The following is a 25,162-nucleotide window of genomic DNA, read 5'->3' as shown; positions in this document are numbered from 1 at the left end:
GCGGGATTCACGAGATCGTGTACCTGCTCTGTGTGCCGCCGTTATAGAGGTTTCTGGCGAATTCCAGAATCTGGACGCGGCTGCTGTCGAACGCAGCCAGCAGCGCAAGCTCATCCGCAAGTATGTGAGGATTAAGCTTCTTCAGCATCCTGTCGTCGACCAGAAAGGCAATCTCGCGCGAATTGTCGTAGCCCCAGAAGCACACACCGTGTCTGGAAGCGTCGTAGACTCGACTGGGATTAGGAAAGTTGAGCATCACGCCGTCTTTCCGTGCTAATCAACGATGCGGGTATATCGCCACTTGCTTGCGTTGACGTCGATGCGAGCGTCGTTATCGCACCGCTTCTGGGCTCGCTCGCTTTCCGCCTTCGCAAGTGCGGCGGCGCGCTCTTTCTGAGTCGCGATGAAGTCGCTTTGCCTGGCCGGCGACGATGAATAGGCTTTGGTTCGGTTTTGCATGCTGGTTCCAATCGGTTATTCAGAGCGCGCCGCGACGGCGACGACGGCGTCTTGTGATAGGCCTCTCCATGAGACGCGTGAATGACATGATTGAAATCGCTCCATCTCAGACGTCGCTCACACTTCCGAAGCCATTGCGATGAGGCCGCCGTGTAAATTTAACGACCGCGCACATCGAACTCTATGACAATGCGCTCTTTGCCACAGCGATGCAAGGACAATCGCGAAGCACGCTTTCGTGCGTGTCGCCGTTCACCGCATCGACACGGTGCACGCACGATCCGTCATGTCATGCGAGGAATGCTCCGGTATGGGCCGACGCGTACGCACGAGGCTCGCCGTGTTTGATAAGAAACCGAAAAATAAGGACGTTTAAGGTTTTTTCGCCAGTGTATGCTGGGGCACGATATCTGCCAAATCGCACACCCGGGCCGAAACGTTCGGTTGAAACGCTGTGCAGTTCCTTCCTGAAGCGAAGGCCTGATTACCCTGTCACAGCAGTTTTCGGCACCACCAGTGACGCTTTGATCAGGTGAAACCACATGAGTGGGCCGCGATGTCTCACTGTTCGCCATAAGAGTACCTATCGCTATTCGGAGCCAGTGAGTTTTGGCGAGCATCGAATGATGTTTCGGCCGCGCTCCAGCCATGACATGCGCCTCGTGACATCACAATTGTGCATTACGCCCACACCGTCCCGTCTGCATTGGCTGCATGATGTATTCGACAATTCAGTCGCCATAGCCACATTCTCGGGCGAGGCATCGCAACTGCTGTTCGATAGTGCGGTCACCCTCGAACATTACGAGGCCCCATCGCCCGACTATGCTATCGAGCCCTACGCCGCGACCTGGCCGTTCGCATACACGAACGAGGAGGCCACAGACCTCGTGAATGCGCGCAGCCGACGATATCCCGATGCGGGCGTCGACAGTTGGGCGCACGGTTTCATTGCGCGAGCTGGCAACAGATCGACCATGGCGATCCTGCGCGCCATGACGACGGAGATCAAAGACGGGTTTCTGTACGTCCGGCGCGCGGAGAAAGGCGTCTACCGGCCGGCAGATACGTTGTCCCGTCGTAGTGGCAGTTGCCGCGATTTCGCCGTGCTCATGATCGACGCGGCCCGCTCGCTTGGCTTTGCCGCACGCTTCGTCAGCGGCTACATCTTTGTCCCCGATCACGACACCACGCACGGAGGCGGCGCCACACACGCATGGTTGCAGATCTTTCTACCGGGGGCGGGCTGGGTGGATTTCGATCCGACTAACAGCATCATCGGAAACCGGCACCTGATCCGGGTAGCCGTCGCGTGGGACCAGCATCAGGCCTTGCCGCTGTGGGGAACCTGGACAGGGGCGCAAAACTCGTTTCTCGGTCTGGATGTCGAAGTGAGCGTCACCGAGGACCGCTGTTGAATCTTTATAGGGAAGGCCGCCGCAATGAAACTTCGTGTTGGTTATGAACTGATTTACGAGTGCGAGCAGTACACCCCGATGATGCTGATGCTCAATACGCACTTCTCGCGGGCGCAAGATATGTTGCAGGCGGATCTGCTTGTCGTCGATCCGGCGGTGACCATCCTGCAGTATCGGGATGGTTTCGGCAATCTCTGCAGCCGCCTCGTCGCCCCGCCGGGGCGAATCGAAATGTCGACGACCGCGTTACTCGAAATCTCCGGCCAACCCGAAGAACGGGAGCCTTATGGTCACCAGCATCCAGTCGAGGAATTGCCCAACGAATGCATGGTGTTTCTACTAGGTAGCCGCTACTGCGAGACCGATCTGCTGTCCGACGTTGCATGGCAGCTTTTCGGGCAATCGTTGCCCGGGCGCGACCGGGTGCAAGCGATCTGTGACTTCGTTCATCGCCAGATTGTGTTCGGCTACGAGTTTGCCCGACCGACCAAAACAGCGTGGCAGGTCTATCACGAGCGACAGGGCGTGTGCCGCGATTTCGCTCATCTGGCAGTGGCGTTGTGTCGAGCCATGAACATTCCTGCCCGTTACTGCACGGGATACATCAGTGACATCGGTGTGCCTCCGCCCTACAGTGCCATGGACTTCGCGGCCTGGTTCGAAGCCTATGTCGGCGGCTGCTGGCAAACATTCGATCCGCGCAACAACGTGCCGCGCACCGGACGCGTATTGATGGCCCGTGGGCGCGATGCCGCCGATGTCGCGATAAGCAACACTTTCGGGGCGGCAAAGCTCGTGAAATTTGCCGTGCATTGCACGCCGGAGGAGGGGTGAGCGGCGCGGCGGACTTTCGGTAGGCCTCACATGGGCTCGCCAGGTTGGACAGCATGCACCCCTGATTGCCGTGTCGGCGAGCGTGCGACGCAAGCCACGAAGAGCAATAGTAGATACGCCCGGCAAACTCGCACCTAACTGGCCGTCTCCGTTAGCGAACCCATCCCCTCGCGCTCAAGCCACGAGCGGAACAGCACGACCAGTTCATCGTCTGACTTCCCGTCCGCAACGTAAGTGCAATAGCTCCGCGACGGCAGACGGGGACCAGCGAACGGAGCGACAAGCCGGCCGGCCGCGAGATCGTCGGCGACGAGCGCAGTCGGTCCCATCGCGATTCCTATTCCGTCGATGGCGGCTTGCAAGGTCAGATAGAAGTGGTCGAAGGTCAGCGTGGCAGCCGGCCTCAGGGCAGGCATCCTGGCCCGCGCCAGCCAGTCTGGCCAGAGTCGCGGCAGACTCGACGTGTGCAAAAACGTATGCTCCCGCATATCGTCCGGCGTCCGAAGCGGTAGTCGCTGCAGGAGCGCAGGACTACAGACCGGCAGCCTTTCCTCGGCCAGGAAGAGCCGCATCGTGTAGCCATAGAACGTGTCCGGACCGCCCCGGATGATGACGTCGAAGGTCTGCTCCAGGCTCTCCACCGGGTCGTTCGACGTTTCCACCTTGACATCCACGTCCGGATGCTCCGCGCGGAATTGCGCCAGTCTCGGCACCAGCCAACGCAACGTGAATGTCGCGGGAGCGTTGACGGACAGGGTCCGCGAGACCGGTTCCGGGAAACCATATCGGGCGGTGGCCCGCGAGAGCTGCTCGAACAGAGGACCCACTTCCGCGAGGTAGGCCTTTGCCGCCGGAGTCAGCAGCACGCGCCGGTTGTGCCGTTCGAATAACGTTGCACCGAGCCACGCTTCGAGCAGCCGCACGTGCTGACTCACCGCACCCTGCGTGACGTTCAGTTCCGCAGCGGCTTCCTTGAAGCTGCCGAGTCGGCCTGCGGCCTCGAAAGCGCGCAATGCATTCAGTGGCGGCAATACCCGTTTCATTCGAAATAGTTTCTCTAACGCGAACGGTCAATTTATCTGGTTTGCCGGCGGGCCACAAGATAGATATTCTCCCTGAAAACGTGTTTTCCGGGGTCCGTATGCTCAGTTATACCGGCGGTTTCGTCCTCCTCGCCGCCGTGCTCCACGCGAGCTGGAACGCGATGCTCCACGGCAACGACGACCGGTTCCTGTCCATGACGTGGATGAGCATCGCCATCGCGGCCGTCTCCACCCTCGTGATCCTGTTCACGCCGTTACCGGCCAGCGCGGCGTGGCCGTACATCGTCGCATCGGGGCTCGTGCATATCGTCTACAACGCGACCCTCGTGCGGTCGTACCGCCGCAACGATCTCGCGCAGGCGTATCCGATCGCGCGCGGCTCATCGCCGTTGCTCGTCACGCTGGGCGCGGCGCTCTTCACGCATGAGGCGATTGGCCCGTTGCACGTGCTCGGGATCGTGATGATATCGGGTGGCATTATCGCGATTGCGCTCGAGAGGCGTCATGTCTCGCGTGCGGGTTTGCTGGCCGCGCTGACGACCGGTGTGACGATCGCCGTCTACACCGTGATCGATGGCATCGGCGTGCGCTTGTCCGACGGTCAGGCGCTCGCCTATACCGCGTGGATGTTTCTGTTTTATTGGCTGATGCCCGTCCTGTTCGTCGCAACGCGTGGGCTCACGGCGCTGTGGGCGCCGGCAGGGTCGGCGCCAGGGGCAATCGGTTGGTCGCTCATTGGCGGCCTGGTGTCGATCGCGGCGTACGGCATCGTGATATGGGCGCTGCAGTCGGGTGCGATGGGCACGGTATCGGCGTTGCGCGAGACCAGCGTGGTGTTCGCGGTGCTGATCGGGCGAGTGTTCCTGGGCGAAACGGTAAGTGGAAAGCGCTGGCTCGCCTGCCTGGTCGTCGCGGCCGGTGCGGCTTGTCTGGGGTTTTGACATGGCCTGAAGCGCGTCACGTCTCTCCGGTGCCCCCTCACTTGACCGGGCCGGGCGGCTGAATGCAGTGAGCGCACAGCTTGCAACCGCGCGTGGCGAACGCAACGCGCCGTCTAACTGCTCGCCGACGCCAACTCGACGCGCTTGCGCTGCAGGAACCGGCGCACGGCCGGATCGCGTTCGAGCCCGATTGCGAGCTCGTACGCGCCGAGCGCTTCGGCCGTTGCACCGGTGCGCGCGAGCAGATCGGCGCGCGCGGCCCAGTACGGCTGGTAGTCGGCCAGCCGCGGATCGTCCGCGTACGGTTCGAGCGCGTCGAGCGCCGCCTGCGGGCCGTCCCGTTCCGCCAGCGCGAGCGCGCGGTTCACCGCGACCACCGGCGACGCGGCGATCGCGAGCAATGCATCGTAAAGCTGCACGACTTCGTCCCAGTTCGGACAATGGGTCTGGCAGCGGTGCACGTGCGCGGACTGCAGCGCGGCCTCCAACTGAAAGCGTCCGATTGCGTTGAAAGTGTTCGCGCGCCGCAGCAGTCTGTCGGCGGCCTCGAGCATCGGCGCGTTCCATTTCGCCGGATCCTGAGCCGACAGCGGCACGTAGTCGCCCGCCGCATCGCGTCGCGCGTCGCAACGCGCCTGCGCGTACAGCATCAGCGCGTGCAGACCAAGCGTTTCCGGCTCCTCGGGCAGCAGTTCGACGAGCAATTGAGCAAGAAACAGCGCCTCGCCGGTGAGATCGCGCCGTCCGCTATCGCAGCTGACCGGGTCGGTCCACCCCTCCGCATACACGGCATAGACGGCTTCCAGCACCGCAGCCAGCCGGGCGGGCAACTCCTCGCGCTCGGGCACGCTGAACGGAATGCCGGCTTCGCGGATCTTGTTCTTCGCCCGCACGAGCCGCTTGCTCATTGCAGCGGGCGACATCAGGAACGCGGAGGCAATCGTCTTCGCTTCGAGCCCTAGCACCACCTGCAGCATCAGCGGCGTGCGAATCGCGGCTTCGAGCGCAGGGTGGGTACACGCGAACAGCAGCGCCAGCCGCCGGTCGGGCAACGCGCCCGCTTCACGCTCGTCGATCTCGTCGGCGAGGATCGTGAGCTGGTTGACCACGTCGTCGCCGACGCGGCGATGGCGCGCGCCGTCGATCGCCCGGCGGCGCGCCACCGTCATCAGCCATGCTTCGGGATTCGCGGGACAGCCACGCTCCGGCCAGTCGGCGAGGGCGGCCGCAAACGCGTCGGCGAGTGCGTCCTCGGCTGCCGCGACGTCGCGCGTGCGCATTGCCAGTAGCGCGACGAGCTTGCCGTAGCTGCGACGGGCGACCGCCTCGGCAATCGAACGCGCGGCGCCGTCAGCGTCACGGCCGCAGCCGGACGAACTCATGCAGATGGCGCGTCGTAGGGGGCCGTCCAGACCGGGCGCACTTCCATGAGGCCGTGCGCCGCGCCGGGACAGCGCGACGCCCACGCGATCGCCGAGTCCAGGTTGGGCACGTCGATGAGGTAGTAGCCGGCGAGCTGCTCCTTCGAATCGGAATACGGTCCGTCGAGCACCTGCGGCTTGCCGTCGACGAGCCGCACCGTGGTCGCCGCGTTGGTGTTCTGCAGCCGGTTGGCGCCCAGCAGAACCTCCGCTTTTTTCAACGATTCGGTATACGCCTTATATGCGGCGACGCCTTGCTGCCGCTCGCTGTCGGTCATCTGGTTCCAGCCGTTTTCTTCGGAATAAATCATCAGCAGGTATTGCATATGAGCCTCCGTCATGGGTTGAGGCGGGTGAATGACATCGAGCCGCCATCACAATGACGCGCGGGCGGCATGCCGATGGACAGGCGGCTGCGAAAAATCGAGGTCCGCGCGCCGCGTTATTCGTTTGCCTGCGTCGAGGACCGTGCGCGAGGTCGGGTCGGGGGCGCTCACCATCGGCTCCGCGCGGCCTTTAATTTCAGTGGGCCGCTGCAGACTGCATTAAAGCCCGGTTACCGCAGGTATCGCAACCATCCCGGCGAGGATGTCTGACTTGCAACTGTCGTGGCCTCGACTCCCACGCGGCGACGGCAGCGAGCGACCCGCCGGCCGTGCGCTTCGTCGTGCCGCCGGATTGGCGACCGGCCGCCGTCGACCGCCAGTTCGGCGCCCGTCGCATACGACGTGTCGTCGCCGGCGAGGAAAAGGGCGGCTTTAGCCACTTCCATCGCGTTCCCAATCCGCTGAACGGCACCGTCGCGGCAAGGGCTTCACCGGACTGGCGCAGTGCGTCTTCGGGCAGGCCCAGCTTGCTCGCGAAAGGTGTACCGATCGGGCCGGGGCCGACCGCATTGACGCGAATGCCGCGCGGCGCGCCTTCACGATCCGGAAGAGCGCGCTGCATCTGCGCGAGCGCGGCAGCATCGTCGGGTATGCCGCCATCCAGGCCCAAAGAAAAAATATTTCAAACCAGCCACAATATCCGCGCCCCTGAAACGTCTTCAGACGCATGGAACCGCCACCCACCTCGGACACGATGACCGAACGAGACAGCGACATCACCGCGACCGTGGTGCGTGAGCGCACGAGGCTCGTCAACTTCATCCGGCGCCGCATACGCGACCCGAACGATGCCGAGGACATCCTGCAGGATGTTTTCCACGAATTCGTGCGGGCTTACCGGCTTCCCGCTCCGATCGAACAGGCGAGCGCGTGGCTTTTCCGTGCCGCGCGCAACCGAATCGTCGACCGTTTTCGGAAGAAGAAGGAAGAGCCGTTGGCGGATCTCTTCGAGGAGGATGACGCCGACGGTGAGTACCGCCTCGACCTTTCGCTACCGGCGCACGATGCGGGCCCCGACGCCCTCTACGCGCGCGCCGTATTGCTCGACGCATTGCAGGCGGCGCTCGATGAGTTGCCGCCGGATCAACGCGAGGTGTTTATCGCCCACGAACTGGAAGGACGCTCTTTCAAAGACATGGCGGCGGAAAGCGGCGTCACGCTCAATACGCTGCTCGCGCGCAAACGCTATGCGGTCTTGCATCTGCGCGCGAGGCTGCAGGCCATTTATGACGAACTGGATATTTAGAGGAGTCGACGGATGAACTTTCGAATCAGATGTGCAGGTAAGGCGCTGCTCGTGGTGGTCGGGATAGGTGTGCTCGGATGGGCCGTCATGATGCTATGGAACTGGGTCGTTCCCGGCCTGTTCGTGGGCGCCCGTACGATCGATTTTGCGCATGCGCTTGGCTTGCTGGTTTTGAGCCGCATCCTGTTCGGCGGATTTCGCGGACGCGGCGGTTGGCGCGAGCGTCGGCACTGGCGCAAATGGGACGCCATGACGCCGGAAGAGCGGGAACGATTCCAGTCGGCATGGTGCTCGCGGTCGGCGCATCCGGCGCATCCGGCACGGCGAGCGGAAGATTGAACGTGTGCAAAAAAAACCGAATAAAAACCAGCTGATCCGGGAGAACGTATGACGTCAACTGCCACCACGCTTTTGCATCGGCTTCACGAACAGAGCCAGACCGAGGTGATGGCCCGCGCCCAGGCGCAGTTTCGTGGATCGAGTGAAGAGTTTCTGACGCTCGCGGAGGAATACGACACGCTCGCCCCTCGTCTGCGCGGACGGTTCCTCGAAACGCTCGGGCTCTCCAGCGAAGATTTCGACTCCTCGCAAGGCACGGCGCTGTCGTTGGCAGTGTCCGCGGAAACGGGGCGATTTTTACGCAACATGGCGCTCGCGCACAAGCCGGCGCGAATTCTCGAACTCGGCAGTTCCTGCGGCGTATCCACGCTGTATTTCGCCGAGGCGCTTCGTACGCTGGGCAGCGGCGTGGTTGTGGCGACTGAACGCGATCTTGCGAAGTGCGCCCAGCTTCGCGCTCATGTTCGAACGGCGGGCGTAGATGCGTACGTCGATCTTCGGGAGGGCGATGTCTTCCAGACCGTTTCCGAACTGCACGGCACGTTCGACATGGTGTTCATCGACGTTTGGGCCGACACGTATCTGGATCTGTTCAGGCAGACCGAGCGGCTTCTACGCCCAGGAACGATCGTTCTTGCCGACAACATGTACACCGCCGAAGACGCCGTTCGCCCCTACAAGCAGTACCTCGACGGCAATCCGCGCTTTTCGACCACGACGCTGGACTTTGAATCGGGCATCGAGTTTACGGTCGTCGTTTCGTAGGTCGATCAGCAGGGCGCTCTTCTTCGGACAACGACAGCGCTGCGCTCTCAAGCGCCCACGCCCGACCCAGCCGGACAACACTCGCCCGACAAACGAAAACGCGGCGCATCGAACCCGATGCGCCGCACGCCGCGACCGACGGTCCCGAAAGACCGCCGCTCGCGTACCTTCACCCCTCCGTCAATTCGACGTCACGAGCGAATCGGACGGCACGATTCGAAGTGCGCCCGGATTATCCGCCGCCGGGTTCGACCAGCGCAGATGCATGCTGGCCGGCCCCGTGCCGTGCACGTACTCGACCTTGATCGACGCGCGCTGCTTCGCCGCGAGCCAGGCCTTGCCGCTGACGGTCGATTGCGACCCGCTCTTCTTGTCGATCACCTTCACGCCATCGATCCACAGACGCGCCACATTGTCGCTGTCGATCGAGAACGTGTAGTTGCCGTCCTTTGCCGCCTGGATCGCGCCGGTCCACCGCACGCCGTAGCCGGTCGCGTTCACGCCCGCGGAGGCGTCAGGCGAGTCGGTGCCGCGCTCGGTGTTCAGATTGAAATCGATCATCGGCGTAATCGACGTCTTCACCGGGGCGCTCGCGAAGGTCGGATCGTTGTAGTAGCCGACCTGCAGCACCGGCAGCTTCACGCTGAAACCGCCCGTCAACGCCTGGGTCTCCGACGTTTGCCACGGATGGCCGTCCGGGTAGATCGTCCCCTGGAACGGCGTCGCCGGTTCGACCGAGGCGGGCGCGCCCGGCACCTCGCCCCAGTGGAAGCGCGTGTTGGTGCGGCCGATCATCAGTTCCCACACGATGAAGCCCGTCGTTCCGCCATAGTTCGCGACGATGCCCGGCATGGTTTGACCCGCGGTGCCCGTGAAGCCGCGTTGCAGCGTCTCCGAGTTCAACGCGCTGACGTTGCTGCCGTTGGCCGGCGCGCCATACGGATTGCCGTACGGATGGAACGCGTAGAAGTCCGAGAAGTACGTGCCTTCATCCTCCTGCACCTGAGGCGAATTGATCGGCTGCGTCGCGCCCGCATTCAGGATCGCGATGCGCGCGTCGTTCATCATGACCGCGCGGGTGTTCTGCAGCGAGCCGTTGCCGCTGCAGCCCGGCTCGTTCATCGGCTCCCAGAAGATGATGCGCGGGTCGTTGCGGTGCGGCCCCACGAAGTCGGTGATGTAGCTCGCGAGACTCTGCTTGTACGTGACGGCGGAGTTCGATGCGCTCGGCTGGAAATACGCCTGTTCGACCGGCGTGCCCGGCGACTGCACCCATCGGCTGTTATGCACGCCCCAGACCGGCGCCGGCTGCGGACCGTATTGGGGCGTCGCGTTCCAGCAGTCGTCGTAGAAGATCGGCGAGACCTTGATGCCGTGGCGCGCCGCGATCTTCAGCAGGTTTTCGAACTTGCTCAGGAATGCCACGCGATCGTTGGCCCACACGAGGTAGTGCAGGTACACGGCAATCGTGTTCATGCCGTAGGTCTGCGCGTACGTCAGCTCGCGATTGATGATCTCGGGGTCGTAGTTCTCCCAGAAGTCGATCGCGTTCACCGCGTTCGACGGCGTGTAGACCGCGCCGACCACCTTCGAAAAATCGAAGCTCGGCGAGGTCACGGTCGGATACGTGTGGATCGTGATGTTGCTGAACGTCGCGCCGACGCCGAAGCGCCGCAGCCCGAAGCTGCCCGAGCTGAACACGGCGGGCAGGGCGTTGGTGGCGTCGTTGACGCTGATCACGCGCTGGTTGTCGAGGTCGACGGTAATCGCCGTGCCGCTCGTCGTCACTTTCAGATGGTGCGTGCTGCCGCCGACGACCGTGCTCACCGGGTACGAGATGAAGTTCGTCCAGTTGTTGTTCTGGCGTCCCACGACGACCGAGTGCGTGCCCGTATCGAGGCCGATGAAATAGCCGGTCAGGCTGTCGGGGCCGCCGGCCGTCGGGTTGGTGGTGCGCACGATGAAGCCGGCGTTCGCCGCGCCGCTGCCGACCGGCGCGCTGACCGTCACGTCCGCTTCGTACGACGCGGTGGCGTAGGTGCGGGCGAGCGCGACTGTCTTGTCGCCGGCGCCGGTGCCGTTGGTGGCCGGCGCGGGGATCGTGATGCTCGCGTTGCTCGTGCCGGGACCCCAGCCCTCGGTCGAGCCGGGCGCGAGGTAGTTCGTGAAGTCGCCGAACGAGAGGGTGGTCGTGGAGACTGGCGTGGGCGGTGCTGGCGGGGTGTAGGGCGGCAGGTTGAGAGTGGGGTCGGCGAACACGAGCGGCGGTGTCGTCGTTTTCATCCCGAGCGGAACGGTCTTCGCGGCCTTGAATTCGCTCTGGACATTGGCCGCGTCGGCCTGCGCCGCGGCGGAGGCCGCGGCTGCCGCCGAAGCCGATGAATCGACTGCGTTGACCTGCTTGTCCGCCGACGCGGACACGTTCGGCGAACCGTCATTACCGCCGCAAGCGCCCAGCATGGCGAGCGTCGCCAGCACAAAGTAATTGCGCACCTTTATCTCCTGATGTCCCCGCTTAATTGATGGTCATAATTATTATTAACTCTGCATGCGTCCATGGAAGGTGGTCCTGGCCGCATCGATGCGGAAATCGATATGAATAATATTATTAGTTTTGCCGGGCTGTATCAGTACATACCCGCAATTGTCGGATGAAGGCAGCCGGGTTACGCGCGAGAGGCAAGGGCGGTAGATCATGCGCAATGGATCAACTGCGCTTGCCGCTGTCGATCGGTCACGAGGCAGCGGGCATAATCCGTTTTCCAGCCGCTCGCGCGAGCGTTGCGATGTGGTGCTCGCGCGATCCGGCGATGCACTGCTTCGCGCCCCCCAAGGACAACCGTATGCCGCCCTCCGTCGCCATTCGCCCGAGCGCCGTGCCGCTGCGCAGCGTGGCGCTGATCCTCGTGTCGATGTTCTGCTTTGCGGTGGTCGACGCGCTGGCCAAATCGGTGGCGCTCGCGTATCCGGCCAACGAGGTGACGTTCTTCCGCATGCTGTTCGGCCTGTTTCCGGCTGTGGCGGTGTGCCTGCGCGGCAAGCCGCTCGCCGCCCGCCTGAAGCACATGAATGTGCGCGGGCAGACCATCCGTTCGCTGACCTTGCTCGGCGCATCGGGTCTGTTCTTCGCGGGCCTGCCGTACATGCCGCTCAGCGAGGCGGTGGCGATTGTCTATTCGGAGACCTTGCTGGTCATCGTGCTCGCGCCGCTGCTGTTGAAGGAGGCGCTCAAGCCGCGCGATGCGCTTGCGGCCGCGGCCGGTTTTGTCGGCGTGCTGTTTGTGGTGCGCCCGGACGGTGCGCATTCGAGCTGGCTCGGTCCCGTTCTGCTGATCGCGAGCGCGTTGTTCGGCGCGCTGTCGATCATTCAGATCAAGCGCATTCGCGCGACAGACGATTCGGCCACCACCGTGCTGTACTTCACCGTGGTCGGCACGCTCGTCACGGGCGCGTCGCTGTTTTTCGCGTGGCGCACGCCGTCGTTCAACGCGCTCGCGGTGATGGCGCTGCTCGGCGCGTTCGCCACCGCCGGCCAGCTGCTGATGACGATGGCGTTCCGTCAGGCCGATGCCGGCGCGCTCGCGCCGTACAACTACACGAGCATCGTGTGGGCCGCGCTATTTGGCTACCTTGCGTGGGGCGAGACGATCGGCGCCATGTCGCTGCTCGGCATCGCGCTGATCGTCGGCAGTTCGATTGCGGTCGCCATGCGCCGCAAACCGGAAGAGGGGCCGCTGGTGTAGGTGTGCGCGGTTCTGCTTAGCCTCTGGCCGACAATCATCGCGGTTTAGTTCGGAGTCCAACATTCAATCGTCGTAAGAGAACTGGCTTTTCCCGCCATACGGCCTGCCTGATCCGCCGATTCGACATCCGCCAAACATAAACAGAAAATCGGATGCATCCAGTGCGCGTGCGCTTTCGTACGTGGATTGATCGGTCGGAACTTGCAGGCCGTGACGGCGGCATCCATCGTATCGATCGTCGCTAACCCTCTGATCAATCCGGGCGCGTTGCGCACGCCGTCATATGGCATGCGCGGCGTCATGTCCATTATTGGAAGGGGATACGTCTTGTATAGCGAACCTGGAAAGGTGGTGTTCACGGGCATCGTCATCGGCGTCCTGGCGATCGGCGCTCTGTTGTGCGTGTCGGAGTTTGAAGACGACGGGGCGCCGGCGGATGAACTCGAGCTCGCAAGTCGCGACGCGCCGGCGTATTCCGCGCGTGGCGACATCACGAACGGAGCGGTCACGTACGGCGCCGTCAAATCTCGCAGCGATTCGGCCGCGAGCGTAACGGATCGATTGCATGCGGCGCGCAAAAGTCTGCTGCGCGACGATGTCGCCGCTGCGCGCGCGCAACCGGATGCGATACGTGCGGCGCGCCAGAATGACGACCAGACGGTCGAGTTGAAGAAGCAGGTGCAGGCGGATCAGGAGCGGCGTGCGCTTGCGGTGTCGCAAGCAGAGAAGGCTGCGCGGCCGATGGGCAAAGCGGCGCGAACGCCGTCGTCGTCGCAGGTGAAAAGCGCTCACTCGCGCGATAGCCGCATTGCGACGCGCGCGCATTCGAATCATGTGCCGAGCTATACGAAGAACCCGCGCGCGGCCGAAATCGTGACGGCGGTTCCTGGCGGTTATAGCGCACGGAGTGGCAGCCTGTCGGCGGCAAGCACGCTGCCTCATGAAAGTGAGGCGGCCGATGTGCCGCGTGCGGTGAAAGCGGTGGAGAACGCGCCCGCGCCGCGCGATGCGCCCATTGTGCCCATCGTGCCGCTTGCGCAGGCGCCGTTGCAACAGCCGCAGCCTGACGCGCAACCCGCGCTGTCGGGACCGCAGACCGAACCGGTCGCGCAAGCCCTGGTGTCGCCACCGCTGGTTCAGACCATGCCGTCAGGCGGTGCACTGCCGAAACTGGACGGCGGACCGAAATCGCGTGCACAGGTGCGCGCGGAGATCGTTCACGCACGAGAGGACGGCAGCCTTCCCGCGTTCGGCAATCCCGACCCCGCCGGCCCGGGGGGCGCGCCAAGCCTGACGGGCGCGCCGAGTCCCTGAGTGCGCGCGCTGCGCAGTGCAGCGTTTCGCATCGCGATGCCCGCATCGCTGCGCCGACGTACGTCACGGCACATATCGCCCCCACACGATCGCAAGCGCCGAACCGCCGACGCTCAGCGCAGTGACTCGGCCAACCGCGCGAAGGTCGGTTCGTCGGTGCGATCGAACGCGAGCGGGGTGACCGACACGCGGCCCGAGGCGACCACGGCGGTTTCGCTATCGTGATCGTTCGCACGCGTGCCGCGCTGAAAACGTAGCCAGTGATAAGCCATGCCGCGAGGGTCGACTTGCGGCAGCACGTCGATATCCTCGACGAGACCGACGCCTTGGCGGGTTGGCGTGAGCGGGCCTGCGGCGGCCGCGTCGACATCGGGGAAATTGATGTTCAGGCAGGTCGGCGCGGCATGCTCGATGGCGAGCAACTGACGGATCACCCCGGGGGCGAGGGCACGTGCGGTATCCCAGCGCACGTTGTCGCGATTGCTGAAGGTCTGGCTCAGCGCGAACGACGGCAGCCCGAGCAGCAGGCCGGTCATTGCCGCGCCGACGGTGCCCGAGAACATCGTCTCGACGCCGAGGTTGCCGCCGCGATTGATGCCGGAAAGCACCAGCGTGGGCGGCGCGTCGCGCATCAGATGGCGCACGCCCATCACGACGCAGTCGCCCGGCGTGCCCGTCACGCCGAAACGCCGCTCGCCCTGACGGCTGACGCGCAGCGGCGAATGCAGGCTGATCGAATGCGAGGTGCCGCTCTGATCGTGCTCGGGCGCGACCACCCAGACTTCGTGCGCGAGTTCGGCGGCAACGGCTTCGAGCACGGCGAGGCCGGGCGCGTCGATACCGTCGTCGTTCGTCAAAAGCACTCGCGGCACTTTGGATTCGTAGGTGGACATCGCGGCAAACTCCTCTTGGTGGATAAGGAAACGGAACGCTCATTATCGGGCTATCGGGGCTCGCGTGGCGCGAGCGGCGAGGCGGCGCACATTCGCTACGGATGTCTGGCGGCTATGCAAAGGTTTATTGGCGGATTTTAAAATTAGCAAAGACTATTTGCTGTTAATGAAATAATGGTGGAATTGATTGATGAGTCTGACATTTCAATTACGACTGGTTTCGATGGAAAGCTAATGGAATGAAAAGTGGTTGCGTGGCGTTGTGTCACGCAAGACAGTGTATGGTTTTGCGCCGCGCCTGAACCCATGAAAGGCCAATAAAATCAGATGCTTTTGGAAAATCATGAAGGGCGGGGCAGCTATTTTTGATTCCTGCTCTATCCAGAAATGCATGTCCTGGTCAACGAAATAAACGGAAAGCAAAAAACCATCGAAGTCGCAAAAACACAACGCCGTAATTAACTGAAAAATAGTTTTTCAATTTGTCGGCTATTCTCCGCCGCTCGATGGCATCCGCCATTCGAATCTGGAGAGAAATCAATGAAAAAATTCGTACTGTCGAGCCTCTCGCTCGCGCTCGTCGGCGCTGCGGGCGCCGCTCACGCACAAAACTCCGTCACGCTGTACGGGCTGATCGATACCGGTCTCGCCTACACGAACAACTCCGGCGGCAGCAACAACTTCCAGCAGGCGAGCGGCCTGCTCAACGGTAACCGCTGGGGCCTGCGCGGTTCGGAAGATCTGGGCAACGGCCTGAAGGCGATCTTCGTGCTCGAAAACGGCTTCAACCTGTCGACCGGCAAGTTGGGCCAGAACAGCCGTATGTTCGGCCGCCAGTCGTTTGTCGGTCTGTCGAGCGATCAATACGGCGCGGTGACGCTCGGCCGTCAGTACGACAGCGTGGTCGATTATCTCGGCCCGCTCGCGCTGAACGGCACGCAATACGGCGGCACGCTCGCCTCGCACCCGTACGACAACGACAACCTGAACAACTCGGTGCGTATCAACAACTCGGTCAAGTACCAGAGTGTCGATTACGGCGGCTTCAAGCTCGGCGCGCTGTACGGTTTTTCGAACGCGGCGGGCAGCTTCGCCGACAGCCGCGCTTACAGCGTCGGCGCGTCGTACACGTTCGGCGGCCTGAAGGCGGCGGTGGGTTATCTGCAACTGAACGGCGGCGGCTCGACCACCAATTCGAGCGGCGCGGTGGCCTCGGGCGATTCCACCTTCACGGCGGCGCGTCAGCGCACCTATGGTGCGGGTGTCAACTATGCGTTCGGCGCGGCGAATGTCGGCCTCGTGTTCACGCAGACGCAACTGAGCGACGCGAGCGCGATCGGCACGTCGGCGTCGGGCACGACGAGCGGTCTGACGCTCAACGGCGGCAGCGCGCGTTTCACGAACTACGAACTGAACGGCCGTTATGCGTTGACGCCGGCGTGGACGGTGTCGGGCGCGTACACGTTCACCGACGCGCGTCTGAACGGCGCGAGCCCGAAGTACAACCAGCTCACGTTGCAGACCGACTACGCATTGTCCAAGCGTACCGACGTCTATGCTGAGGCGGCCTATCAGCATGTCGGCAGCACCGGCAACTCGGGTGTCACGGCCGATATCGTCGGCGTGAGCGCTTCGTCGACCGATACGCAGGTGGTCGGCACGGTCGGTATCCGTCATCGCTTCTAAGCGAACGCTTTAGCGGCACGCTGCGAAAAAGCCCGTCTTTCACGGGCTTTTTTCACTTCTTCCTTGCGTCTTCTGATTTCGTTGCCGGGCGCGTACCATGCAGACTGCTTCGTGCGCCGGTCTCGATCGCGACCCCGACCCGGCGCAAGCGGACTTCGTCGGCGCGTGATCGAGCTGGCAGCGCGCGTCACCCATCACCTCGTGCCGGATGAGCAGACATGCAGATAGAACCGTTTGAGATCGCCATTCCCGATCGTGACATCGACGATCTGCGCGAGCGCATTCGCGCCACGCGCTGGGCGCCGGGCACGCCGTCGCCGGCATGGCAGCAAGGCGCCGACCCCGCGTGGCTGCGCGAACTGGCGGCGTATTGGGCCGAACATTTCGACTGGCGCGAGGCCGAACGCAAGTTGAACCGGCAGGCGCAGTTCATGACCGGGATAGGCGCTCAGCGCGTGCATTTCGTTCATCGGCGCGGCGAGGGGCTCTCGCCTTATCCGCTGGTGATCACGCATGGCTGGCCTGGTTCGTTCTTCGAGTTTCACACGCTGCTCGATCAGCTCTGCGACCCGGCCGCGTTCGGCGCCGATCCCGCCGACGCGTTCGATGTCGTCGTACCGTCCTTACCGGGCTTCGCGTTTTCGCCGGCCCCCGCGCAGCCCGGCACGTCCGCGTTTCAGGTCGCGGACCTGTGGGTGTCGCTGATGCGCGGTCTCGGCTACCAACGCTTCGGTGCTCAGGGTGGCGACCTCGGCGCGGGCGTGTCGATCGCGCTCGCCGCGCGGCATCCGCAAGCCGTCGACGGCATCCATCTGAACTTCCTGCCCAGTTCGTATGAGCCCGCGATCGGCGCGGCCCGGCAGCCGCTCACCCCCGAAGAGGAAAAATTCCTGAGCGATAAAGCCGAATGGGCCGCGCTCGAAGGCGGTTATGCGCACATGCATACCACCAAGCCGCAGACGGCGGCCGCGTCGCTCAATGATTCGCCGGTGGGGCTTGCCGCATGGATCGGCGAAAAGTTTCGCGCGTGGAGCGATTGCGGCGGCGATGTCGAGCGGGTGTTCTCGAAAGACGAGCTGCTCACCAACATCTCGCTCTACTGGCTCACGCAGAGCATCGGTTCGTCGATGCAGATGTATTGGGAAAACCGCTTGCAGCCGATGCGTTTCATCGACGGGCAGCGGGTCGTGCCCCCGGTCGGCTATGCGCATTTTCCGAAGGAGCTGAGCCATCCGCCGCGCAGCTGGCTCGAAAGAACTTTCGACGTGACGCAATGGACCGACATGCCGAGCGGCGGGCATTTCGCGGCGATGGAAAAGCCTGGCTTGCTCGCGACCGAGATCAGGCGGTTTTTCAGGCCGTTGCGGGAGAGGAGGGGCTAGCGAGGCGCACGCTGCGGCTATTGCGGCACGCTTGTAACCGGGCAAAATCTTAAGGTGGATCCACGACGAGCCAAACAACGCGCCGACAATCTCCCGAATCAGAGGCGCCTTCGCTGCAGCCGGTATTATTTCTTCCGCAGCGTTGCATTGGCGGCGATAGTTGACCTGCTGGCCGAAGCGGCACGCAATGCACCCGGGGCAATGCCCGGTATAGCGCAGCAAAAAGCGACGCGCGAAGAAGCAGGGGCGCAGACCGTTTCCACCTCTCGCTGATCCTTCGCATCAACCATAAAAAGGCGCGATGATTTCGCGCCTTTTCTATTGTGTCGTCGTAGAAATATGCATAAGAAATAGACCGACACCTGACGTGTGTAAAGAATTGTTATGTCACCCTCATCTCGATTTGTTCTGGTTGCAGTGCCGTCGCGCTGAATGTTCAATGCATTCGACAGGAAACCAAAGCAAATAAGGTGGGGTATTGATGGGTTCAGTAGTTGAGCATCAGGATACATTTCAACGCAGCGACGATCACGGGAAGTATTACCTTGAAGTATTGGGAAAGGAACGGCTTTCGGGCCTTTCGGTGGTGTCCTTCTGCCTTGTTGAAAGAACGGGCGAGCCGTACCGCATCGACATCGTTGCGACGCATCCGCTCAAGCTGACACGCGAAGTTATTCTCGCGAATGAGGCCAGATTCAGCATGGAGCCTGGCGACGGAAGTGAGGCGCGTCTGTTCTGCGGGCGTATTACGCGCTTCTCCCACACGAATACGACACATGACCTGAGCAGCTATGAGATTGTTGTCGAGCCACACATCGGCTGTCTCACGCCCCGCACGACGCAGACGTACCAGAACCAGTCGGCGCCAGATGTCATCAAATCGATCCTGCAACGCAATGGCCTGAACGGCCATCAATTCAGTTTCAGGTTGCGCCGGCAGTACCCGAAACACCCATTCAGATTCCAGTACCAGACGGGAGACTGGAGGTACATCAATATCCTGATGCAGCAGGAAGGGATCTACAGCTACATCGCGCGGGGTAAGGTTGGCGATGTGGTGGTGTTCGGTGATGACATTGACCACTACGTGTACACGCCGATCCTGACCGCGCCAGCCCGGGCCCTCTCGGGTCTGATGACAGGCGACGAGTCCGTGTCGATCCTGCGCACACATACCGAAATGGTTCCCGAATCATTCGTCGTTGCCGATTACAACCCGCAACAGGCATGGGAACGGCTCAAGGACGAAGCCAACGTCGCGCCGCAAGACTCCACGACCTACGGCCGGCCGTATGTCTATGGGACGCATCATCTTGACCAGGACAGCGCGCGGTGGGAAGCCCAGTTGCGGCACGAAGCGGCGCTTGCATGGCAGGTCGTCTACGAAGGCGAAAGCAATGTTCACGAGCTGGGTGCTGGCCGCATTCTGCGCACGGATATCGACCTGCCGGACGCGCCGCACGGAATGGTGATGATCGAGGTCACGCATACCGGCGCGCGTGACAAGCCCTATCACAACGCCTACAAGGCCATCCCGGCTAACCGGCGTTTCCGCCTGAAGATCGAGGATGACAGATGGCCGAAGATCACCGGCACGCTAAGCGCGCGCGTCACTTCGCCAGGCAAGTACAAGTATGCGTACCTGACCCGGCAGGGCTACTACGTCGTACGCTTTGATTGCGATTTCGGCGACTGGCCAGCGGGCGCGGAGAGTGTCCCGCTGAGGCTCGCGAAACCTTTCGCGGGCGGTTTGCAGACCGGCTTTCACTTCCCCGCGCTCGACGGTACAGAGGCCGTTATCAGCTTCCACGAAGGCAATCCGAACAAGCCTTTCATAGCCGCATTCCACCACGACAGCCAGCACGTCGATCTGATTACCAGTCAGGAACGCTGGCTGTCGCGCAACGTGATTCGCACGCAGAGCGACAACAAGGTCGAGTTCGAGGATTGGAGAGGCGAGGAACACGCCAGGGTCTCCACCCCGCATTCGGGAAAAAGTCATCTTGTCCTGGGGCACATCGTTAGTGGCAAGCGTGAGCATCGCGGCAGCGGTTTCGAGTTACGCACGTCAGGTTATGGTGCAGTCCGCGGCGGTAATGGCCTGCTCCTGACGGGCTATAACCGGCCTCAGGCGAGCGGAAAGCAACTGGACATGCAGGAGACAATTGCCCAGCTCAGGGAGATGCTGACACTGGCCGAGTCCCTGGCCCAGTCGGCGCAGGCCTCAAAGGCGACGCCCGCGGATACAGTCGCCCAGAAGTCGATCAACGACGCGCTGGACGAGCTTGAACAGCCTGGCGCGCTTGTGACTGCGCCGGGGCCTGTGGGCGTTGTATCGGGCGATGGCGTGCAGCTTGCCGCCGATGGCTCGATCATCGCGACGGCAAAAAAGGGCATGCATTTCAGCACGCTTAAACGCTTCACCGTGGCGGCGCGCGACGTGGTGTCGGTCTTCACACAGAAAGGCATGAGCTTGATCGCAGCGGCGGGCGCGGTCGTCGTGCAGGCCCAGCGCGGCTCGATGCAGCTTGCGTCGCAGGAGGATATGTCTGTCGAGTCGGTCAACGGTGTGGTTCACGTGAAGGCGGCGAAGGAAATCATCCTGAACGTGAACGGCACCTACGTGAAGATCAGCGGGGGCGGCGTCGAGATCGGTTCGCGTGGCGGCGTGTTGTACCGCACGGCCGGCGTGAAGGGAACCGGGCCTGCCCAGATGGACCTGAGTGGCGCGGCTTTCGCTCCTGCGTTCGTGCCGTACACGACGGCGTGTGAAGTGTGGCGCACTAATCCGGGCTTCGTGCCGCCGCCTGCGGCAGCGCCCGCACCGGACGCGTTGCAGTGGCAGTCGCTGGGTAACACCGGTGCTGTGGCGCCCGCCCCCGCGGCGGATGGGTGCACAACAGTGCCGCCATCATTCCTCGGGGACATGTTCAGTGGGAAATCGGGCGCGAAAGCAGAGCCGTCAAGCAATGGTGGTCTGACGATTCACGATCCGGACAATGCGCCAACTGAGGGCTCGTCAGCAAATCCAGAACCGATCGAGCTCGAAAATCCTGCCTCATGTAACTGGCAGCTTTCGGATTTCACAGCGTCGGCGACGATGCAGCGGGAGACGCCGACGTACCAGAAATACGGCTGGACGAGGACTGAACGGCTTGTGAAGGACGGAAGACCGGTGATGTGTGCCGGGACGGCGCCGACCACATGCCAGTTCACCTATGACTCCAGTACCAGGACTCTCACGGCAAAAGTTGTGACCGCATTGATCCCCCGATTGCTAGTGAAAATGAATCCGGCAACGAGAGAGCCGATGCGCGATCAGCAGAATAACTATGTCGTTGTGCAGTATGAGACTTTTGGAAACGGAGCTAATTCCGGCAAGTCGTTTGCCGAACAGGGTTTGATGCTGGTTGAGCGTGACCCGAGAGAAATCGATGCATCCACGTACAAGAACATGACCGAAAAGACCCTGAATCAAGGGAACTACAAGCTGATCCTTGATGGCTGCAACAAAGGTGCGGCTTGTGGTTGCCGGGTTGCGGTCAAATTTTGTGCCGATGTGCATGTGGTGAGAGCCGCTGATGCTCCGGCGCTTAACCCGAACATCATTATTAACCTGTACCCGACTACTGAACGGGCCGATGCTGCTAATTGGCCGGAAAAAGAATATGTGAAAGCGGCAACAACGGGACGATATACAGAAAGAGTTACGCAAACGAAGGTACATGAAACTGGACATTTGTTTAATTTCCCTGACGAATATTGGGAGCAAGGTGGGTTCGTGCATTCGATGTATGTCAAGGATGGCAGAGACATAGACTTTTCCCTCGCAGACGCCCACAAGGCGACGAATAAGGTTTGGGTGATTGAAACCGAAAATAATCTTATGGGGGGCGGCTGCCTTAAGCCAACGGCTACTACTTCACCTTATTACCTTGAATATATTCGCAGGTGGTTTTCTGCTCAAACCAACAAGCTGTGGCGGGTGGGTTACAACGCTCCTGTTGTAACCGCCACGAAAGCTGAAACAAGCGGCGCAAACGCTGCGGCAAAGACTGGGGCGGACCATGTCAAGAAGTGACGGTGATCCGAAATTCCGAAAGATATGGCCGGTGGCTTTTTTGTCCCTGATGACCCTATGGATAGGAGGTAGGTGCGCGATGGCGAATGATTCGAATAGTGGTGTCCAGCGACCCGGTGCGTTTTCTCTTTCCTGGTCGGGCGGCCTTGAATATGGTTCGAGAGAGATGACTTTCGACGGAGAAGGCAAGTTCTATTTTTCCAACGGGGACACCATCAACGATGACACGCAAACCGGCGTGGGGGTTTTTGTACTTAGTCTGCAAAATCGCGACATGGAGGAGCTGAAAGGGGTGGCGCAGACTTTGTGCGACAAAGATATCCAGACTGGCGGCCCTGAAACGCATGATCCTGCTGCAACATTCAATGTTGCGTGTACGGATGACGGGAAAGTTATAAGCAGATCGGGTTCCCTCCGTCTGATTCCTGAGCAATTCAGGCACAAGATTTTTGATGCTCCCTTCAGATTATCGAAGCAGGCACGGACGGATGGCAGAAAACTCATAAAACTGGACTTCACGACGGAGAGCGTCGAGCATAAAAACGGGAACTATATTGTTTCTGTGCGGTTTATTAATTCCGGGGATCGTTGGATAAAGTTCAAGACGCCGGATCATTGGTCCGGTGACAGTCGGAATGGTGGGCTTGCTGTTGCACCGTTTAGCGAACTTGGGAAAATACAGCCTCGTGATGATTGGGGATTTAACTTGGCTGGCAAAAAAATATTCAATAAGAATGAATTTCCAGAGGGGGAAATTTTCCTCAATCCTGGTGAGAGTAAAATTTTGAACCTGGAAGCCATTCCAGACAACAAAATCCAGAAAGGTGTGTACGAGATTTCAGGTGTGGCCTATATGAATATTCAATATGAAGGCGATGGTTGGGGACTGTCAACGCACGTCGATTTCTGTCCCATTAAAAGCCGTATAACTTTCGACCACGACTACCCCTCTACACCGGAAGAGCGCGAGCAATGGGAAGCAACGCATCGCGCCAGCATGTCGTCCCACCCGGTGAAGCCTGGTGAAACATTCGCGGAAGATGGCCTATACCGCGCGGTGACGCTGATTTCCGGTGTCCGCTACCGCAGCCTTCAGGTCACACCGTTCAAGGCCGGCGACGTGGCGACCACGGAAAACGTGAAGATGCCGATGGACGGCGGCAACGGCGTCAACATCAACGGGCCGGTGCAGTGGGAGTGGGAAGCCACCGCGCCGACCCCTGTGGAGCAGTGGTCGTTCGACATGATCGATGACACCCGCCAGTTCTGCGAGGCAGGTTCGACCTGTCCGCGCAGCGGGCGCTGGGTGGCCCGCCGCTATGCGGGACCGGATTCCCTGCGCCCGGAATACCGTCATGACTCGTCGAGCCTCGTGACGCTGCGGCGCGGCCAGCCGATGCCCTCCATCCGGGATGCGGGCGAACGGGCCGATTGGGAATGGGTGGGCGCCTGAGATGGGAGCACGCGCCCATATTTACGAAGGCGACCGCACCACCGCGCGCGGGACCGTGGCCGATGGCATCGATGGCACTGGCTACAACGGACGCAGGATGGGCTATATCGGCGCACCCGTGACCTGTCCGGCCTGTGGCACGACCGGCAGGATTGGCCGTAACGGCGAGCGCTTCGACCAGGACTGGTACGGCCAGGTGCCCGCGCTGGAGGGTGACTTCTGCCTGTGCGCCTGCAATCCGAAACCCCGCCTGCTTGCCTCGCAGCACGAATGGACAGTTGACTGACAGGAGGCTGGATGAATTTTCGCTGGAACCCGCAGTTCCCGTCCGAGCGGGTGTCATACGAGCCGTTATCCATCTGGTTCTATCTCGTGCTGTACTTGATTGTGGAGGGTTTCGCCCTCGCCCTGGTGGTGCCTGGCCTGCCGAAGTACGGCTCCATACCCTGGGACAGAGTCCTGCATTACGCGGTTGCGGTGCCGTTCTTCTGCTGGCTGGCACTGAGTTGTGTTGTGTACTGGTTTGCGTATGACATCCCGGCGACGCAGGCCGCGGAACATAACTCGGCACGCTGGCACCAGATAACCGGCTGGCAGCAGCAAAGCCGCCTGGGCATGGCGGTGCTCGACAGCGTGATCCTCACGCCCGAGCCGGACCTGGCCGAGCGCATGCTGGCACTCGAAGGCACACCGCCCGAGAATCCCGGCAAGGTGATGGCGCTGGAAAGCATCGATGCGGCGGATGACGGCTCGCGTCTGAACCGCCTGCTGGATGCGCTGCTCACGCCGCTGGCCGCGAGGCTCGCGCAGGCGACGAAAGGCGGGTCATTCGAGATCGTGATGCAGTGCGATCACGAGGCGCTGTCCAGCGAGGTTCTGGCAGCCTGGGGCAGGCTGGAGCTACCGGGCAAACCGCTGGTGCGGTGGCTGGATAACGGTCGCGACGTTGGCTTTGCGGACAGGTGGTTCGAGAGCGAGGCCCGCTCCTATGGCCGGTACGTACAGGACAGGATGCCGAAGTACCGTCTGCTGTTGGCCTGGCATCTGAACAAAAGCGGGCTGAACGCTGAACATAGGGACTCCGAAGCAGCGGTGGCACTGCTGCTGGGATCGCCTGCACTCATGGTCGAGAAGCCGGAGCTGAAGCGTCAGGCGTGGCTGCTGCGGCAGATTGTCGGCGACGCCGATCAGGCGGACAGACTGCTTGCCTCGCTGCTCAAGGCCGAACAGGTGCCCAGCGGGCGTATCCGTCACTTCTGGCACAGCGGACTCAAGGGGCTGGCACAGCATGCCACGCTTGGCGCTGTGAGGGAGTCGGGCCTGAAGGTGGAAGCGTACGCACTCGATCCCGCCATCGGCCCGCAGGCGCCCGTGGCGCGCTGGGTGATTCAGGCGCTGGCCGCGAAGATGGCCCATTTCGGCCAGGGGCCACAGCTCATTGCACTGCCCCACGAGCAGGGTGTCGCGCTGAATCTGGTGGTGAAGGAACCGGCGCCGGTGGACGTGCCATGGAAAGAGGAATACGGCTACAAGCCGCTATTGGGTCCTGAATTCGGCGTACTCACGTCGTTCTGGGTGGTCAGCATGCTGCTGTTACCGGACGAGGGCTGGAGTACAACGGACACGCTCGTTACGTGTCTCACCATCCTTTTCATGCTGATGTCTTTCATCATCCGTCATCCTGGACTTATCTCACGGATGGCGGAATCGACAGCGGAGTTTGTGGCGAGCATTATTGGTTGATAAAAAGGACACCTG

Annotated in this window: 21 protein-coding genes; 14 read left to right on the top strand and 7 right to left on the bottom strand. The window is 61.8% G+C overall.

The annotated features are described in order from the left end of the window. Positions 1 to 7: 7 nt before the first annotated feature. Positions 8 to 256, bottom strand: a complete 249-nt coding sequence (locus PQQ53_RS18785; RefSeq protein ID WP_408150155.1) for a DUF1488 family protein — start codon at positions 254 to 256, stop codon at positions 8 to 10. A 745-nt stretch (positions 257 to 1,001) separates the two neighbouring features. On the opposite strand from PQQ53_RS18785, the gene PQQ53_RS18780 reads away from it, so the two are divergent. Beyond that, positions 1,002 to 1,877 (top strand): transglutaminase family protein, encoded by an 876-nt coding sequence (locus tag PQQ53_RS18780; RefSeq protein ID WP_408150153.1) that lies wholly within the window; start codon positions 1,002 to 1,004, stop codon positions 1,875 to 1,877. Positions 1,878 to 1,901: 24 nt separating this feature from the next. Beyond that, on the top strand, positions 1,902 to 2,711 hold the full coding sequence (locus tag PQQ53_RS18775) for a transglutaminase-like domain-containing protein (protein WP_408153266.1): 810 nt from the start codon (positions 1,902 to 1,904) through the stop codon (positions 2,709 to 2,711). 134 nt (positions 2,712 to 2,845) lie between these two features. Here the strand turns inward: PQQ53_RS18775 and gcvA are convergent, their stop codons facing one another. After that, the gene (gene gcvA, locus PQQ53_RS18770; protein WP_408325242.1) at positions 2,846 to 3,754 is read right to left on the bottom strand and encodes a transcriptional regulator GcvA; all 909 of its coding nucleotides are present in this window, start codon (positions 3,752 to 3,754) and stop codon (positions 2,846 to 2,848) included. 98 nt (positions 3,755 to 3,852) lie between these two features. On the opposite strand from gcvA, the gene PQQ53_RS18765 reads away from it, so the two are divergent. Next, positions 3,853 to 4,695, top strand: coding sequence for an EamA family transporter (locus tag PQQ53_RS18765; protein ID WP_408150149.1), 843 nt, complete (start codon positions 3,853 to 3,855; stop codon positions 4,693 to 4,695). Positions 4,696 to 4,808: 113 nt separating this feature from the next. Here the strand turns inward: PQQ53_RS18765 and PQQ53_RS18760 are convergent, their stop codons facing one another. The 3 genes from PQQ53_RS18760 to PQQ53_RS18750 all read right to left on the bottom strand — a co-directional run bounded on the left by PQQ53_RS18760 (position 4,809) and on the right by PQQ53_RS18750 (position 6,888). Continuing rightward, positions 4,809 to 6,077, bottom strand: a complete 1,269-nt coding sequence (locus PQQ53_RS18760; protein ID WP_408325240.1) for an RNA polymerase sigma factor — start codon at positions 6,075 to 6,077, stop codon at positions 4,809 to 4,811. Further along, a complete protein-coding gene (locus tag PQQ53_RS18755) occupies positions 6,074 to 6,442 on the bottom strand; it encodes a YciI family protein (RefSeq protein WP_408153270.1) in 369 nt (122 codons plus the stop codon). Before PQQ53_RS18755 ends, PQQ53_RS18760 begins: the two co-directional genes overlap by 4 nt. Positions 6,443 to 6,672: 230 nt before the next feature. Then, positions 6,673 to 6,888, bottom strand: coding sequence for a hypothetical protein (locus tag PQQ53_RS18750; RefSeq protein WP_408153271.1), 216 nt, complete (start codon positions 6,886 to 6,888; stop codon positions 6,673 to 6,675). A 281-nt stretch (positions 6,889 to 7,169) separates the two neighbouring features. Here PQQ53_RS18750 and PQQ53_RS18745 point away from each other — a divergent pair, with 281 nt between their 5' ends. Genes PQQ53_RS18745 through PQQ53_RS18735 form a run of 3 tightly spaced genes read left to right on the top strand, consistent with a single transcriptional unit; the run spans position 7,170 to position 8,852 of the window. Beyond that, a complete protein-coding gene (locus PQQ53_RS18745) occupies positions 7,170 to 7,748 on the top strand; it encodes an RNA polymerase sigma factor (protein WP_408153272.1) in 579 nt (192 codons plus the stop codon). Positions 7,749 to 7,760: 12 nt separating this feature from the next. Continuing rightward, entirely contained in the window at positions 7,761 to 8,087 is a 327-nt protein-coding gene (locus PQQ53_RS18740; protein ID WP_408153273.1) for a hypothetical protein, read from the top strand. 48 nt (positions 8,088 to 8,135) lie between these two features. Next, positions 8,136 to 8,852: an O-methyltransferase gene (locus PQQ53_RS18735; protein WP_408325238.1), complete on the top strand. Its 717-nt coding sequence runs from the start codon at positions 8,136 to 8,138 to the stop codon at positions 8,850 to 8,852. 180 nt (positions 8,853 to 9,032) lie between these two features. On the opposite strand, the gene PQQ53_RS18730 is transcribed toward PQQ53_RS18735, so the two are convergent. Then, positions 9,033 to 11,345: a PA14 domain-containing protein gene (locus tag PQQ53_RS18730; RefSeq protein WP_408325236.1), complete on the bottom strand. Its 2,313-nt coding sequence runs from the start codon at positions 11,343 to 11,345 to the stop codon at positions 9,033 to 9,035. 350 nt (positions 11,346 to 11,695) lie between these two features. On the opposite strand from PQQ53_RS18730, the gene PQQ53_RS18725 reads away from it, so the two are divergent. Then, positions 11,696 to 12,595 (top strand): DMT family transporter, encoded by a 900-nt coding sequence (locus PQQ53_RS18725; RefSeq protein WP_408325337.1) that lies wholly within the window; start codon positions 11,696 to 11,698, stop codon positions 12,593 to 12,595. A 327-nt stretch (positions 12,596 to 12,922) separates the two neighbouring features. Next, positions 12,923 to 13,909, top strand: coding sequence for a hypothetical protein (locus tag PQQ53_RS18720; protein ID WP_408325235.1), 987 nt, complete (start codon positions 12,923 to 12,925; stop codon positions 13,907 to 13,909). Positions 13,910 to 14,022: 113 nt separating this feature from the next. Here the strand turns inward: PQQ53_RS18720 and surE are convergent, their stop codons facing one another. After that, positions 14,023 to 14,802 carry a 5'/3'-nucleotidase SurE gene (gene surE / locus PQQ53_RS18715; RefSeq protein ID WP_408153276.1) on the bottom strand — a complete coding sequence of 260 codons (780 nt, stop codon included), beginning with the start codon at positions 14,800 to 14,802 and terminating at the stop codon, positions 14,023 to 14,025. Between the two features lie 540 nt (positions 14,803 to 15,342). Between surE and PQQ53_RS18710 the strand changes: the two genes are divergently transcribed. The 6 genes from PQQ53_RS18710 (at position 15,343) to PQQ53_RS18685 (ending at position 25,147) form a co-directional block, all read left to right on the top strand. Next, positions 15,343 to 16,488, top strand: coding sequence for a porin (locus PQQ53_RS18710; RefSeq protein WP_408150137.1), 1,146 nt, complete (start codon positions 15,343 to 15,345; stop codon positions 16,486 to 16,488). Between the two features lie 218 nt (positions 16,489 to 16,706). After that, positions 16,707 to 17,870 carry an epoxide hydrolase family protein gene (locus PQQ53_RS18705; protein WP_408150135.1) on the top strand — a complete coding sequence of 388 codons (1,164 nt, stop codon included), beginning with the start codon at positions 16,707 to 16,709 and terminating at the stop codon, positions 17,868 to 17,870. A 481-nt stretch (positions 17,871 to 18,351) separates the two neighbouring features. Then, positions 18,352 to 21,951 carry a type VI secretion system Vgr family protein gene (locus PQQ53_RS18700; protein WP_408325233.1) on the top strand — a complete coding sequence of 1,200 codons (3,600 nt, stop codon included), beginning with the start codon at positions 18,352 to 18,354 and terminating at the stop codon, positions 21,949 to 21,951. Positions 21,952 to 22,030: 79 nt separating this feature from the next. Continuing rightward, complete coding sequence (locus tag PQQ53_RS18695) at positions 22,031 to 23,404, top strand: hypothetical protein (protein WP_408325231.1); 1,374 nt, start codon at positions 22,031 to 22,033, stop codon at positions 23,402 to 23,404. A gap of 1 nt (position 23,405) precedes the next feature. Beyond that, complete coding sequence (locus PQQ53_RS18690) at positions 23,406 to 23,690, top strand: PAAR domain-containing protein (RefSeq protein ID WP_408150127.1); 285 nt, start codon at positions 23,406 to 23,408, stop codon at positions 23,688 to 23,690. Between the two features lie 11 nt (positions 23,691 to 23,701). Then, positions 23,702 to 25,147, top strand: a complete 1,446-nt coding sequence (locus PQQ53_RS18685) for a KPHS_23130 family T6SS system protein (RefSeq protein ID WP_408325230.1) — start codon at positions 23,702 to 23,704, stop codon at positions 25,145 to 25,147. The last annotated feature ends 15 nt before the right edge of the window (positions 25,148 to 25,162 follow it).

This window comes from Paraburkholderia strydomiana (assembly GCF_046030495.1).
Taxonomy (GTDB): Bacteria; Pseudomonadota; Gammaproteobacteria; order Burkholderiales; family Burkholderiaceae; genus Paraburkholderia; species Paraburkholderia strydomiana_A.
Note: the sequence above shows the minus strand (reverse complement) of the source record. Positions and strands in the feature narration are given on the sequence as shown.